Source organism: Stieleria neptunia (assembly GCF_007754155.1).
GTDB lineage: Bacteria > Planctomycetota > Planctomycetia > Pirellulales > Pirellulaceae > Stieleria > Stieleria neptunia.
This window is the reverse complement of the sequence record NZ_CP037423.1, coordinates 5,045,291-5,059,290: the sequence shown is the minus strand read 5'-3', so window position 1 is coordinate 5,059,290 and position 14,000 is coordinate 5,045,291. Positions and strand designations below refer to the sequence as shown.

The 14,000-nt window shown below is 54.7% G+C and carries 11 protein-coding genes; 2 read left to right on the top strand and 9 right to left on the bottom strand.

Translation table 11 applies throughout. The features are described from left to right. Positions 1-5: 5 nt before the first annotated feature. The 9 genes from Enr13x_RS17555 to Enr13x_RS17515 form a co-directional block, all read right to left on the bottom strand. On the bottom strand, positions 6-1,610 hold the full coding sequence (locus Enr13x_RS17555; protein WP_145388186.1) for a sulfatase family protein: 1,605 nt from the start codon (positions 1,608-1,610) through the stop codon (positions 6-8). A gap of 41 nt (positions 1,611-1,651) precedes the next feature. Then, positions 1,652-3,781, bottom strand: coding sequence for an endo-1,4-beta-xylanase (locus tag Enr13x_RS17550; protein ID WP_197456102.1), 2,130 nt, complete (start codon positions 3,779-3,781; stop codon positions 1,652-1,654). A gap of 750 nt (positions 3,782-4,531) precedes the next feature. Then, a complete protein-coding gene (locus tag Enr13x_RS17545) occupies positions 4,532-6,340 on the bottom strand; it encodes a sulfatase-like hydrolase/transferase (RefSeq protein WP_145388182.1) in 1,809 nt (602 codons plus the stop codon). Between the two features lie 44 nt (positions 6,341-6,384). Next, positions 6,385-7,842: a hypothetical protein gene (locus Enr13x_RS17540; protein WP_145388180.1), complete on the bottom strand. Its 1,458-nt coding sequence runs from the start codon at positions 7,840-7,842 to the stop codon at positions 6,385-6,387. A gap of 20 nt (positions 7,843-7,862) precedes the next feature. Continuing rightward, positions 7,863-9,038, bottom strand: a complete 1,176-nt coding sequence (locus Enr13x_RS17535; RefSeq protein WP_145388178.1) for an agarase — start codon at positions 9,036-9,038, stop codon at positions 7,863-7,865. 4 nt (positions 9,039-9,042) lie between these two features. Further along, entirely contained in the window at positions 9,043-10,218 is a 1,176-nt protein-coding gene (locus Enr13x_RS17530; protein ID WP_231744355.1) for an agarase, read from the bottom strand. Positions 10,219-10,220: 2 nt separating this feature from the next. Continuing rightward, positions 10,221-11,663: a FecR domain-containing protein gene (locus tag Enr13x_RS17525; RefSeq protein ID WP_145388176.1), complete on the bottom strand. Its 1,443-nt coding sequence runs from the start codon at positions 11,661-11,663 to the stop codon at positions 10,221-10,223. Continuing rightward, positions 11,660-12,325, bottom strand: coding sequence for a sigma-70 family RNA polymerase sigma factor (locus tag Enr13x_RS17520; protein ID WP_231744354.1), 666 nt, complete (start codon positions 12,323-12,325; stop codon positions 11,660-11,662). The genes Enr13x_RS17525 and Enr13x_RS17520 overlap by 4 nt, the downstream gene beginning before the upstream one ends. Positions 12,326-12,338: 13 nt before the next feature. Beyond that, positions 12,339-12,917 (bottom strand): TetR/AcrR family transcriptional regulator, encoded by a 579-nt coding sequence (locus Enr13x_RS17515; protein WP_197456101.1) that lies wholly within the window; start codon positions 12,915-12,917, stop codon positions 12,339-12,341. A 140-nt stretch (positions 12,918-13,057) separates the two neighbouring features. On the opposite strand from Enr13x_RS17515, the gene Enr13x_RS17510 reads away from it, so the two are divergent. Together Enr13x_RS17510 and Enr13x_RS17505 are read left to right on the top strand one after the other, a co-directional pair. Continuing rightward, entirely contained in the window at positions 13,058-13,468 is a 411-nt protein-coding gene (locus Enr13x_RS17510; protein WP_145388172.1) for a DoxX family protein, read from the top strand. Next, the gene (locus Enr13x_RS17505) at positions 13,465-13,941 is read left to right on the top strand and encodes a hypothetical protein (RefSeq protein WP_197456100.1); all 477 of its coding nucleotides are present in this window, start codon (positions 13,465-13,467) and stop codon (positions 13,939-13,941) included. Before Enr13x_RS17510 ends, Enr13x_RS17505 begins: the two co-directional genes overlap by 4 nt. Positions 13,942-14,000: the final 59 nt, after the last annotated feature.

Genomic DNA, 14,000 nt, shown 5'->3' with positions numbered 1-14,000 from the left:
CGGTCCTACTTGATCTCTCGAAGTGGCTCATCAACGATGAAGGCTTCGGGGAAGTCTGCCGCCTTCACTCCGTCACGATTGCGAAGACGTTTGTTCTGTTGGCGTCCGCGTGGCGGATTCATCGGAATTTCCATTCCTCCCAGCTCTTCCATCATTGCGTAGAGCCGGTTTTGCATTTGCTGTTTCGTTCTTGCAAATGCCGGATCATGGATGAGGTTGTTCTGTTCCATCGGATCGGCCTGTATGTCAAACAACTCATCCGTATCCCAGAGCCCGTAGTACGTCGTGTACTTGTACTGGTCTCCGCGTAGCGAGAAATGCGTCGGCGTTTGTGGGTAATTCTGTTCCCAATAGTACGCGTAGAGGAAATACTCGCGCCACGGAATCGACTTGCGCTGTGCTGGCGGAAGCTGGGCCAGTGGCAGGAAGCTTTGTCCGTCCATGTGTGGCGGCTTTTTCAGCCCCATGGCCTGCATGACCGTTGGAGCGATATCGATATTGGCCACGACCTGTTCCACCACCGAACCGCCTTCGATGATCTCGGGGCACTGCATCAGCATCGGAACGCGACTTGACGTCTCATACGCAACTCGCTTGTCGAACAATCCGTGCTCGCCAAACATGAAACCGTTGTCACCCATGTAGATGACCAGCGTCTCTTCGTAGATGCCCATCTCTTTCAACTGCCCGACAACGGCTCCGATGCTGTCATCAACGCTGCTCAGAGCTTCGCAGTATCTCTTGTAGAACCCTTCGACGCTCTGACCAGTGTGCAAGGCAAAGTCCATGCCGTGCCAACTGTTGCGTTGGTCTAGAAGCCAACGTGGACGATTCTTCAGGTTGTTCTTCAGCAGTTCGCTCGATGCCGGAAATTCATAAGGTTGATCTTTAAGTGAGCCTTTGTATTTTGGTTCCGGAGTAAACGGATCGTGCACGGCCTTGTGCGATAGATACAAAAAGAACGGTTCCTCCGCGCCTTCCTGCTGCTCAAGAAACTCGATCGCTTTTCGGGTCAATAAAGGCGTGATATAGCCATCTTGCGGTACCCGGCGTCCATTGTCGTTGATCGTATATTGTGGTCCTGGCGGGTAATACATTCCTTGGCCTTTAAAGCTGAACCAATAATCGAAACCCGGGCGAGGACTGTCGTTTGCGCGGCCCATATGCCACTTGCCGATGAACCCGGTTTTGTAGCCCGCCTTTTGAAGGTACTGGGGAAAGAACAGTGTCCCATCCGGAACGGCGCGTTGGTTGTCGATCACTCGATGTCGAAAGGTGTAGAGTCCAGTCAGGATGGATGCGCGACTGGGTGAACACAGCGAAGTCGTCACGAATGCGTTCTTGAGATGCGCTCCATTCTTCGCCATCGCGTCCATATGCGGCGTCTTCGCCAGCGGATGCCCCATGAAACTCATCGCATCGTAGCGGTGATCGTCCGAGAGAATGAACACTACATTTCGGGGTTTTGTTCCCTCGTTCTTGACTGCCCTAACCGTCGCCGGCACAGGAACAGCCTCTGCATCAGCCACCTGGATAAAACAGAGCGTCAGCAGACCCGCAATCGCGTGCTTGAGAAGCGTGCGTCTGTATGTGTTTTCAAACAGCGTCATATCACTTTCTTTTGTTGCATGGGTGTCTTTCGAAGTGTGCTTTATTTCACTTCGGGCGCATCGGCACGATCAGGGGTGACTTGGGTAATGTGGCGGTTGAGCTCGGCCACCGCTTCGCTCAGGCCCGGTCGCGGCGTCAGCCCATCACCAAAAAACCCCTGCTTGAGCCCTCCACTTCTATTGAAGGCACCCGTCGAGTCGACGGGATTGCACCAGAAGGCGCCGATGATGTAGGGCGTCTGCAGTGCGGCGTGGATGTACTTTGCATAGTGAACTCCGGCGGCCGCTGCATCTTCCTGTAGCTGCCAGCCACGGATCGACTTGTCACCGTCCTTGAATCGAATCGCGAAATCGCAAATCAAAATGGGCTTTCCGGTCAACTCGTGAATCTCCTGATACTTCGCCTTGGGAAACCCCGGTTGGAAAGGCGGTTGAATCGCGATTGCGTCGACCCAGGGCACCAGCTCCTCAAGCACTTCGGGAACGATGGTGTTGAAGGCGAAGCGGTCTCCGAAAATGAGATGGTCCGGATCGTGTTCTTGATTCGCCTCTCCCATGACGCGGAAGTACTCGCGTGCAATAACTCGAAGGAAGCCAAGATCCCGTGCTTTCGCGTCATCGCCCTGCCAGGAGTCGAGAAACTCAGCGTAGGCCTTGCGGCCGGGTGCATCGGCAGGCAATTCCCGGATGAAGTCCACCCAGTTTTTGCCGACGGAATTCTTCAGCGGCCAGGCCCCGAGGTCAGTCCAGTAGTATCCGATCAGGTTTGGGTTATCGCGGTTCTGGAGACAGGTCTGCTTGACCTGTGTTGCCAGTCTCTGCTGCTGCCGAGGATCAAAGATGTCGATGAAGCGGAAACTCCCCCCTTTGCCCCGATACGTCGAGATGGGAACGTAGTTGCGACCTTCTACGTAGGGCAGGTTGCTCTTCAGCGGTCCCGGGCAGCCGTACCCATAGGCATTGAACCCGAGATCTTGGCAGGCCTTTGAGAGCGCGCCGTAGTCGGCACTCAGACTCCGGTTCGTTGCATGAGTGATCCCGTGGGCGAAGAATGGTTTTCCCTCAGGTGTGATCAGCCACGTGCGGCCTTCGATCTCGGTCAGCCCAATGGCGGATTGTTCAGCGGGGGCCGAACGGGTGACTTCCGTCTGCTGATCTTCATCCAACTTCAGGTCAACGACATTGCCGCCCACCAAGATGGTGTAATCGCCTTTGAAGCCCCGAAGACTGACCTTTCCATTAGCATCCGTCGTGAGTGTTTCGTCGGTCCACCAACGCTTTTTCATCAGGTGCATCCAGACCTTGCCTCGAAGCCTCAAGCGACCGTCCGACTCCAGGATGGCTCGGCTTGCCGTGCCGCCGCTCCCCCGGGGCAATGTTGTCCAGGCATAAATCCCGTTGACCAGGCGATGGCTGAACAAGACTGTCATGACTCGCTCCGTCATCGCAGCCTTCTCCAGTTCATCACCGATCGTGTCCTTCATCTCGAATTCCGTCGCGGCGATTGGCAGGTTGAATTTCTCGAAGTATTGAAGGCGTTTGTAGATTGTCTCGGGCGGAGTTTGATTGGCAAACCGACATTGAAAGCCGAGTGCCGAAATTGGAGCATCGTTCTCGAGCAGTAGACGAACTTCACTCTCGAATTGTCTCATCTTGTCGGTAACGTCACCGTCGGCGGGATCCGAGATGACCTTGTTCTCGTTGAGGTAGAGCAAGGCATTGCGATCGACAGTGGCTTGTTTCGCAATCTTGAACCAGTCGGCAATCACATCGTGTCCGACGAGGTCTTGCACGATGTGATTGTTGCGGGTTTCGTTGATGACATCCCACTCGAAGACGGGCCATTGCCCAGCCGATTCTTCGATCATCCTTTTGCAGAGATCGCGGACATTCTGCTGTTCCGCTTCCGTCAATTTGTCTCGTGGAACTCCCTTGGCGGTACTGCTCCAGTTGGCGTTGGGGTCATCGACATAGACGAGCTTGCTCAGGCCTGGCGGCATGAAACTCCCGTAGTCACCTCCGGGCCAGATCAGGCAGTGCCCCCGAACGGGTATGTTATGTTCTTGGAACCACTCGAACAGCTTCGGTAGGTGGGGTTCGGCCATCGAGCGACGCTTGTACTTGAGGTACATACCGAACCCGGCGGCATTAAACCCGAGTCGCAGAAACATCTGTTTGTACTGTTCAGGAGTGACAGCAGTGATTGGCCGAGCGTTTTGGTCTCCGGCAGACGCGTGCATGCTCCGTCCGCTTACGACTCCTCCAAATCGAAACAGGTGTCGTTGTTGCTTCACATGAACCGGAACGCCTGCCAGCGGATTTCCCTCATCATCCACAACACGGATTTCAAGGGTCGCTTTGCGGTGACGGTCGATTCGCTCGTTGGCTTGCTGTCGCCACGGTTGTGACTCAACGAGCGACTCATCGAGGACCGACTCGATCCCGGCGACGTCGCTTCCAGAGTAGTCCGCGAGAGCAAACGGTTTGCGGTTGGTTTCGCTTGCATTTGGCCTCGCTTGCGGACGACCATTCGGAGAATTGAAGCGTCGCCGCCGGATTTCCCGGTATTGAGTCATCTGCTGCGGCGTGAGTAGTTCTTCGAGTTCTTCAAATCTCGCTTTGTAGAACCTTTCTTGTTCCGCTTTCCGCTGTTCGGGCTCCATCTTTTGAAGCTCGGCCCACTTCGTGGTCATGGCTTTCTGAATGCTCAGGAATTTTGGCGTTTGCTCATCTGACAGATTCAGCGCTTCGTGAATGGGAGCAAATCGCGTCCTTTGCCTTCTCGCATCCTGAGCGTTGACGGCCACCACGGTCAGGACCAGCGCAGTGCAAATGAAAGCGAGAGAGTGTCCGATCGTTCTTGTTCTGCTCATCTTAGTTTCCATTTGATTTGTTCACGGGTTGCAGGGCTCTTTCCGGGTTTAGTCGGAGAAGACTCTTTCCAAAATGACTTCTCGGACTTCCATCACCTGAGTGCCAGGCATCCGATCTGCTGAGAGAACCAGCTTCGTTATTCCTTGTTCCATTTCCATTTTTCCGAGTTCGAGGGTTGCCCACGGTTTCTCCAACTCGCCGGCACGGGGGGCTCGATCGTGATTCGGAAATTGAGCGGGATCAAAAGGCCGATCAACGACGGATGTGAGCCCGTTACCGTTCACCTGAATGCGAACTTTCGATCCCGTGTCCTTCCTCGGGCAGGTGTATTTAACGGCGACGCGATAGGTGCCTGATTCCACGACATCGATGTCCCATGTGATCTTGTCATCAGCCTCAACCCAGTTGACGATCCAGTCATGATGGAATCCTCTGCCGTGAAACTTGAGCGTTCCGCTCAGTGTTGATTGCACCGCGTGAAGGTGTGTGATCGGAAACTCGCGATATCCACAGGGGATGAGTGATTCCAATTCCCAGTCTTTCGAGACGTCTGCAAACCAATCGCGATAGGCTGCCCGATGTCGTTGGAACTGCTTGGGAAACTCCTTGCTGATGTCTTTCTTCTGGCCAGGATCTTCAACCAGGTCAAAGAGAGATTCCTCTCTCGCTGTCAGGACGTAGCGGTAGCGGAGGCTTCTGGCCGCACCATTGGGTAGTTGCAACTCCTTCGCCCAATAGCGATGGGTAAATATCATCCGATCGCTCGGGTCGGATTGCTCATCCAGAAGCGATGCCCTGAGGCTACGTCCGTCCAACCGAAGACTGTCGGGGACTTCGATCTCGCAAAGATCCGCCAGTGTTGGCAGAAGATCGATGTGAGCGGCGAGTCCATCGACAACGCGATCAGGTTTGATGTGACCGCTCCAACGCACGAAGAGAGGGACACGCACGCCGCCTTCGTCCACCTGCCCTTTGTGCCCCTTCATGCCGCCGTTGTAGCGATCGGGTGTGTTGGGTCCGTTGTCGGTAAGGAACAGGACGATGGTGTCCTCTTGCAGGCCGAGCTCTTCCACTTTCTTTAGAAGACGGCCCATGTTGTAGTCAACATTTTCGACCATCCCGTAGATCGTCGCGTTCTTCACATTCAAACCACGGGCGTTGTATTTTTCATAGTACGCATCCGGCACCTGATAGGGCGTGTGCGGTGCGTTGTAAGGGATGTAACAGAAGAACTTCTCGTTGCGATTGGCTTCGATCCACTGCATCGCCTTGTCGGTCAAAACGTCGGTGATGAAGCCCCGGGTTTCGATCGTTCCGCCGTTGTGTTCAAGGATCGGATCAAAGTAGTTCCCGGTATGCCCAGCACAAAAACCAACGAACTCATCAAAACCCTGTCCATTTGGGTTGTGAGGATAGTGTTCGCCGTTGTGCCATTTTCCAAATAGAGCCGTGCTGTAGCCGTTGGCCTTGAATAGCTCCGCAATCGTGGTTTCCTCGGCCCGCATGATCTCCAGGTTGTTGGACACATTCACTGTTCCCGTGCGGATGTGATAACGTCCCGTCAACAAGCTGGCTCGAGTAGGAGCACAAAGAGGTGAAACGAAGAAGTTTTTGAAGCGTGCGCCATCCTTCGCCAACTGATCCAGATTCGGTGTATCAATCAACGGGTTATCGTGCGAACGCACATCGCCGTATCCCTGGTCATCTGTCATCACCAGAATCACATTGGGGCGATCGTCCGGTTCAGCTGACTGAGCCGTAGCGCTGGCCAGCCCACACATCATGCAGGCAATGCAACTCGTAATTCTTGTAACGACCTTGTTGTGCATTTGAGTTCTGGCTTGTGTTAACTTCATGACATGGCTTGGTCTGTGCAAGGCACGGCCGAGGGCTTTGCAAATCAGCGATTCGTTTGCTGCAAGAAGCGAGTTCGCTGGCCGGAGATTGCTCGGTAATGGGCATTCGTTTCGTGGTACTCGTCGTCGAGCCTCTTAATTGCTGTCTCGTTCATCGGACGGCGAACTTGTTCGTAGATGTAATCGTTTTCCTTGATAACCGTATCGATGGTTCTGCTTCTGGGCTCATTGTCGATGGTGAAGAAGCCCGGCTGCCCTCGGTCGTAGGCGGCGACCGTGTGTGAGTTGTCGTGCAGGCAGGCACAAAACGAGACGCCGATAAAATCGGGATCGGCGGCTAATCGACGGGAAAGCAAGTGATAGAGCACTCTTCGATCTAGATGATCGGGGACGGGGCCCGGTGTTCTACCCAATCGCAGGAGGGCTTCTGGATAGACATTGCCAAACACTTGATCGCTGAGCAGCGCTGGCAGACCGGTGGTTTCAACGACTGGGTTGATCTTGTGGGTTTCGCTGAAGTGCTGCGGCGCCAACACGTCGATGTAGGGAGTGATTCGATTCCAAAGTTCCGCAGAGTAGGTAACGCCTTTCACGTAGCAACCGAGGACCATGTGGTTGGAATCCACCTTGCGGATTTCGGTATGTCCAAGGCGGTTCACCTGAACAACGATTTCAGCGATCAGGGCTTCCTGGTCTGCAGCGATGTTCTTGTTCTTTGAATACGTGAAGTATCCAGCTGGATAAGCGATCCCTCCTTTTTGCCGGAGGTCATCAAAGGACTGGTAGTCCTTACCGTAAACAGTGTTCAGTTTTTGGATGTCGCCGTCGTAACGCTTCTCAAGGACTGAGATCAGATACTGCCGGCCAGGGCTTCCTGGTTCGCGATCCAGAGTTTCATTGATCCACAAACCGGAACGCATGAAGGATCCGAATCCGTAGTAGTAGCCCATGATCCACGGATTGTCCTTGTTCGGCGTGACGTATCTCGTGACGTTCTCCTGGACAAACGTGGCATACTCGTCACTAAAGACGTCCGGGCGTTTCTCGCCAGGCTTCAATTCCACCTGGTGTTTGATCAACGGCACGTGAATGGCGTGGGGAATCTTCTCCTCGCGGTAAACTCGCTCGGCCAGTTCGTAGTCGACGTAGCCAAACCGTGCCCGCTCCGTACTGTAGGGCCCACTCCAGACGCAGTTGTAACCCAACTCTCGCATCTTTTTGATGCCGTCGCGCAGCCAGGCTTCCTGGTTACCCCTGTAGGAATACGTCACCGTGTCCCGGGAAAAACCTGTCACGGGATGGCTGAGGCCAATGCCAAAGAATCCGTGCCCCTCCGGAGTCACCAACCACCAGCGACCGTCGATTTTTTGCGTGTGAAAGAATCCTGTTTTCTTTCCCTTGATGTCGGTAAAGCCGCCAAAGGTGTCGAGCTCCTGGGCTGACGCCGAAAGGCTGATGAGGGTATTAATCAGCAATGCGAGAACGATGGTCTTGGAATTCATATGCTTGGTCTCATGTGCAGTTAGTCTTGAAACATCTGGGCCATCTTCTGGGTGACCCGTTCATTCGCAGCCCTCATTTGATCGACGTGTTGCGCATCGGGCTTTTCCATTTCGTCGAGGAGTCCACGTCGGCGAGCCTTGTTGCGTTGATAGGCCCCGCAAAGATGGAAGCCAATGCAACCCGCGTTCCCGTGAAGCGCTGACAGCGTCTTCGAGTACCACGCCCCGTTGTTCGGTTTAAAATCCCCGTTACTGCGCCCGCCCAGACCGGCGGCGTCGGCGAGCAATACAGGAATGCCCGTTTTCTTGTGCCACTCGTCCAGGTGTTTAATCGGGTTTCTGAAGTCCTGGAACGACAACACGTCGATAAACGGCTTCGCCGCATTCACAACTTCCATGGCGATCGGCGCGTTGGCTTCGTAGCGATCGCCCAGCAGCAAATGGTGCTTGTCGTAGCGACGGATGGCGTCGTGCGTGGTCTTGTAGTAGCTCGTTGCCAGTTCGCTCAGTTCTCTTCGCCCAGCTTCTGTCTCCAATCGCTCGGGGTCAAAAATTGGACCTCGCCATTTGTTGTCGGGTCTATCGTGAGTCCACGTCGGGCAATCGCTGTAGAAGTAACCGATGAGATTACGTTCTTCGGCCAGTTCCGCGCAATGAGACCGTGCCACGTAGTCGACCCACTCCTTCCAGTCTTCACTGCGGAAGTCGTAGTGGACGGTATGCTTCTCCCATTGATGGGATTCGGTGAAAGGAAGCAAATGACAATACGGCATGTCCAGCGCTCGGTACTCGTCCACCGTGAACGCACGCGAATGCTGCCACTTCGGGACGGTGACTTCCTGCACCCAGCCGACTGTGTTGAAGCCCCACGCCTTCAGGTTGGGCGCGACAGATTCCTGGATCCATCGAAGCGTACTGCCGCCGTACTTTTCGCGCCAGATGTCGAGATTCTCAGGGTACCGAAGACTCGCAGGATCAATGTGGTTCAACCCCATTGTGAAGAACGGCTTGCCATCGGGTGTTATCAACCACCAGTGATCGCCGCGCTTACCAAGCGTAAAGAAACCACTCGCTTCTACCTGACTCGTTTTTACTTCGGACGCGCATGCAGGATCGAGCAATGGCTCTGTGGCCAAACCACATCCCAGTGCCAAGCCGCCGCGCAGGAGAATCCTTCGATTGTAGGTCGGCATCATTCGACTACCCTCCAAAAGTCTGTTCCATCCACTTAACGATCTCTTGATTGGCAGCCTTCATCAGATCCACGTTCATTGTGTCCGGCCTTTCTTGTTCATCGAGTAATCCGTATCTCCGGCCTTTGTTCCGCTGATACGCCCCACACAGATGGAAGCCGACGCACCCTGGATTCTGATGCAAGGCCGCCAGAGTTTCCGCGTACCAACGGCCATCGTTGGGAGTGAATTCCCCCGGCTTCGTCATCCACTTGATTTTGGCAGCATCGGCCAGCAGCACAGGCATTCCGGTCTTCTTGTGCCACTCGTCGAGATTCTGCACAGGATCGCGGAAGTCCTGGAACGACAACACGTCGACATACGGTTTCGCAGCATCGATCACCTCCATCGCAATCGGCGCGTTTGCCTCGTAACGATCCCCCAAGATCAAGTGGTTTTTGTCGTAGCGACGAATAGCATCATGAATCGTCTTGTAGTAGCCGTCTGCCAGATCGCTTAGTTCTGTTCGCCCTGCTTCCGTCTTTAGACGTTCAGGATCAAAAATCGGACCGCGCCACTGGTTGTACGGTCGGTTGTGAATCCATGTAGGACAGTCGCTGTAGAAATAGCCGATCAGGTTCTTTTCCTCTGCCAGCTCTGCGCAGTGCGAGCGCGCCACGTAGTCCACCCATTCCTTCCAGTCTTCACTGCGGAAATCGTAGTGAACCGTATGCTGCTCCCACTGATGTGATTCGGTGAAAGGAAGCAAATGGCAATACGGCATGTCCAGCGCGCGATACTCGTCGACGGTAAAGGCTCGCGAATGCCGCCATTGCCTGACAGTTACCTCCTGCACCCAACCGACGGAGTTGAACCCCCACGCCTGCAGATTGGGTGCGACAGATTCCTTAATCCACCGCAGCGTGCTACCACCATACTTGTCACGCCAAATGCCAAGGTTCTCGGGGTAGCGCAGACTCGCTGGATCGATATGGTTCAATCCCATCGAGAAGAACGGCGCTCCCTGAGGTGAAATCAACCACCAGTGATCTTTGCGCTTACCAAGTGTAAAGAAACCGCTCGGCGCAACCTGGGTCGTTTTCACTTCGGACGCGCGTGCAGGGTTCAGCAATGGCGTGGCGGCCAAGCCACACCCAAACGCCAGGCTGCTGTGCAGGAAGCCCCTTCGCGGAAGCTCATTCATGACTAGTCCTTGCTCCGCACAAGTACTCTCAATTGATCCACACCAAGACCGGGATTGACGTTGACGCTCAAGCCAATTGTCATCATGTCTTGGGAGACCGTCACTTCATCGGCCGTCCAGCCTCCGCCCTTTTCTGGGTCTAGCTTCTCAGAACGAATGTGCGGCTCCAGGCCGCGATACTGTCTGCTCGCCACCGGATACCGTATTCCGTCTTGTCCGAGAATCGAATCGCTGACAGCCAGCTGGCCCGCCTCACAGATCAATCCGACGATCTCTTGGTCAAACTTGATGACACCTTGGACCGGTGAGGGATGTTCCGAACGGAAATGAAAGAGGTAGCTGTCGACTTTCGTTCCTGCTGGGATGACCTGACCGGAGTCACCGAAGACACGATAGTTGCCCGGCGCGACCAGCGTGACCGGGATCGCTTGCTGGAGCAGAACACCGCTTTGCTCGGGAATCACTTCGATCCAAGAACTTGTTGGACGTTTCAGGTCGGCAGCGGAGACCATTTCCTTCAACCGGATATTTCCCTGCAGGAAAGTGAGGCCAAGATCACTCCGTTGCGTGGTTCCCAATACTCCGCGACTAGACCGAACGGGGATTCTTTCCGTTCCCATTTCTTCGGCATCGCCAACCTTGTATCGAATCGCCTGCCCCTCTTCGATGCGAATACTCTCTGCGGAACGATTGCTCGAATCCTCACGTGGAAAGATCTCGACCAGACCTTCAATGACATGAACCTCGGTCTGACCGCCGTCTTCAACCCTAAGCCCAAACTCCGTTCCCAAATCCACGACTTCTGCCTCATCGGTCACGATCGTGAAGCCGATCGCTTCCTCTGGAATCCTCGCGACAAGATTGCCGGAAGACACGTGCAGCAAGTCCGTGCTCTTTAGCTCGAAACTTGATGGCCCCCGAAGCGTGACTCGGGCGCCTCGGTTGAACTCCAGTTCCACCGTTCCGGCATCTAACCGAAAGCTGCCCTGTTCAAGAAAAGCACCGGGGGTGGGATCAATGTCACGCCAATTCGCATCAAGCGAAGTGACCAGCCGCGCTACTGGGATTCCTGCCACTGTGGAGGTAATTGAGGATGGCGTTTCTCGATCAACGGGACTCCACTGCGTTACCGCAAAAAGGGCGACGGCGGCGAGGGATGCTGCCGCTACTGCAATACCGTACAGAAAACTCTTGCGAGAGGATTGCTTGGCCTCGGCTTCGGCTTCGGCTTCGGCTGAAGAAACGTCAATCATCGGCACTAGACTTTCGCCTCGTATCGCAGCCTCTCGATAACCGCCCTCCAACGCAACTCGGAAGCGATAGTGCTTCCGCAGTCGCTCATCGTTGGCGAGCAGCTCGTTCAGAACTTCGACGTCTTCCGCCGTCGCCTGCCCAAGTAGGTACTGGTCGATGCGCTCTTCGGGATTCATCTCTTCCTTGGTCATGATATCTCCAGTCTCAGTTTTTCTTCGACGCACCGCGACAGTCTTGCACGAAGTCGGCCGATGATTTTGTAGAGCGAGTTGGGCGTTTTTCCGGCTTGCTCGGCGAGTGTTTTCACTTCGCCTGCCCCGCGATAGGGTGCCAGTACTAGTTCACGGCGCTGTGGAGGAAGCTTGCCGAGGCAATCCGCCAAAGAGTGTTGAATACTGACCAGGTTTTCAGACTCGGATTCAGCCTCTTCTTCGCTTGCGATCAATTCGAGGACGTTCTTATCGAGGACCAGTCGGTCGCGACGCATCTTTGCGATCGCATTGAAGCACCTGTGACGAACGATGACTTTTCCCCAAGGCAGAAAGCCGCTTTCATCCTGAAGCTGCTGCCGGTTTTCCCACATCGTGATGCTGGCATCCTGCAGCACATCATCCACGCCGTTCCAATCGGGCAGCATCAGACGCGCATAGTTCCGCAACGCCAGCTCATGCCGAGCGAACAGACGCACAAAATCCGCTTCGGATACGGAATGTTGTGGTTCGGGGCCGTTGGATTCCAGGTTCATACTTCTATAGTTCGCGCCAGCCCAGATTCTGCCGCCCGTTTTAAAAAGTTTTTTTTGCCTGTGTCGCCGCGAATTGACAGCTTCCGTCACCTCATTTGAATTGATCAATCCCGGAAGTTGCCTAAGATGCGGATGTATGGAACTCGATCGCACTTCGCAGTGCTGTAGCGGCTACTTTGAGGGGCGTGGCTATCTTGCGAGTTCTCGCTTGCAGCAAGGCCCCCTCCACGGTGGAAACAATCAGAGAAGCGATCTCCTTCGCTAACTTCGCCGAAAGCCCCTCCCGCTTGAGCGATTCTGCGAAAAGTGACTCCAACTTGGCCAGCGTATCGGCGCATGCGGAACGCAGCTCTTCACTGGCGTCCCCTGAGATTGCTCCAACGGCGGAAAACGGCAGGCACAGGTTGAAGTCTGAAGCCGCCATCTTCTTTGCAAGTGATTCAAGGCAATGGAAAACAGCCTCGGCGGTGGAGTCCGACCGAGTGAGAAAATCCTGATTCATGCTGATTGCAAAACCGGCTTGCCTTTGGATCGCCGCAACGACCAGCTCATCCTTCCCCTTGGGGAAGAAGTGATAAAGGGAGCCTTTGTTGGCGTCACAAGCATTGAGCACGGTAGACAGGCTAACGTCAGTGCACCCTTGCCGAGTCAACAATTCTCGAGTGCGTTCGACAAAAATGTCGCGTGAGAGTCGGTTCATGAATGGAGCGTTTCGTCGATCACTGGCCATCTAGTTTCGAGAAATCCTAGCCCGACTTGACCAAACGGTCAAGATTGCTAACCTCTCGTCTAAATGTCAGTTGACTGATCGGTCCACTTTTGCAAGCGGGAGACGCATTCATGAACGGAAAGCTAATCGGCTACTGGCTCTTAACGGGGCTCTTTTGCCTGGCGATGGGCGCGGCAGGTGTTTTGAACCTGATCCGCTTCGAGGGGCAGCAAGAATCGATGTCGGGTCTGGGTTATCCCGTGTACCTGATGTCGATTCTGGGAATCGCAAAGGTGCTCGGCGTCATTGCACTGTTGATTCCAAAGACACCGCTGCTGAAGGAATGGGCCTACGCGGGTTTCACCTTTGATCTGCTAGGGGCATCAGCTTCGCATGGGTTTGCCCGTCATGCGATCCCGGAAGTCATCGTTCCCTTGGTGTTTCTCGCTGTGCTCGCTGGTTCGTACTCACTGCGACCAGTCAGTCGCCGCCTTCACTTTCACGCCGAACCAGTAGCGCTTACACCGGAGACTCAGTCGTGAAGCGGCACGTCGACATCAAACCTGAAAAGACGAGCGTTTGGCTGCTTCGATTGGCAGCTGTGCTGTGGGTGATCTGGGGTCTCGTCCATGTACTAGCAGGGGTGATGACAATCACCCAGGATACACCTGAGGCGATTGGCGGAATCGCCGATGCAGTCGATCCAGAAACATTGAAACTGGCATACCCGGATGCGGCTGGTGCTGTCATCAACCAACATGGATTCAACCTGCTGTGGATCGGTGCCGTAACGACGATCTGTGCCATTTTCGTATGGCGCCGATCGAAACCCGCAATGCTGCTCGCCGCCTTGGTCGCTGGACTAGCGGATGTTGGCTACTTCCTGTTCATGGACCTCGGAGGATTCGTCAACTTCATTCCCGGTACCCTCATGACACTCATTTGCTTGGCGGCCATCGTTAGCAGCGGCATCGGGTATTTGCGGCTGTTCGCGTTGAAGGCAGATCACGATTGACGTCTTCTCCCGTTATTGGGCAAGAGGCGTGCAATCGCCTTGCACGCACGTCCCGCGAA

Excerpts from the sequence above, each read along its gene's own strand:
- Enr13x_RS17555 (WP_145388186.1), bottom strand. The coding sequence starts at position 1,610 with ATGACGCTGTTTGAAAACACATACAGACGCACGCTTCTCAAGCACGCG.
- Enr13x_RS17550 (WP_197456102.1), bottom strand. The coding sequence starts at position 3,781 with ATGTTTCTGCGACTCGGGTTTAATGCCGCCGGGTTCGGTATGTACCTC.
- Enr13x_RS17545 (WP_145388182.1), bottom strand. The coding sequence starts at position 6,340 with ATGAAGTTAACACAAGCCAGAACTCAAATGCACAACAAGGTCGTTACA.
- Enr13x_RS17540 (WP_145388180.1), bottom strand. The coding sequence starts at position 7,842 with ATGAATTCCAAGACCATCGTTCTCGCATTGCTGATTAATACCCTCATC.
- Enr13x_RS17535 (WP_145388178.1), bottom strand. The coding sequence starts at position 9,038 with ATGATGCCGACCTACAATCGAAGGATTCTCCTGCGCGGCGGCTTGGCA.
- Enr13x_RS17530 (WP_231744355.1), bottom strand. The coding sequence starts at position 10,218 with ATGAATGAGCTTCCGCGAAGGGGCTTCCTGCACAGCAGCCTGGCGTTT.
- Enr13x_RS17525 (WP_145388176.1), bottom strand. The coding sequence starts at position 11,663 with ATGACCAAGGAAGAGATGAATCCCGAAGAGCGCATCGACCAGTACCTA.
- Enr13x_RS17515 (WP_197456101.1), bottom strand. The coding sequence starts at position 12,917 with ATGAACCGACTCTCACGCGACATTTTTGTCGAACGCACTCGAGAATTG.
- Enr13x_RS17510 (WP_145388172.1), top strand. The coding sequence starts at position 13,058 with ATGAACGGAAAGCTAATCGGCTACTGGCTCTTAACGGGGCTCTTTTGC.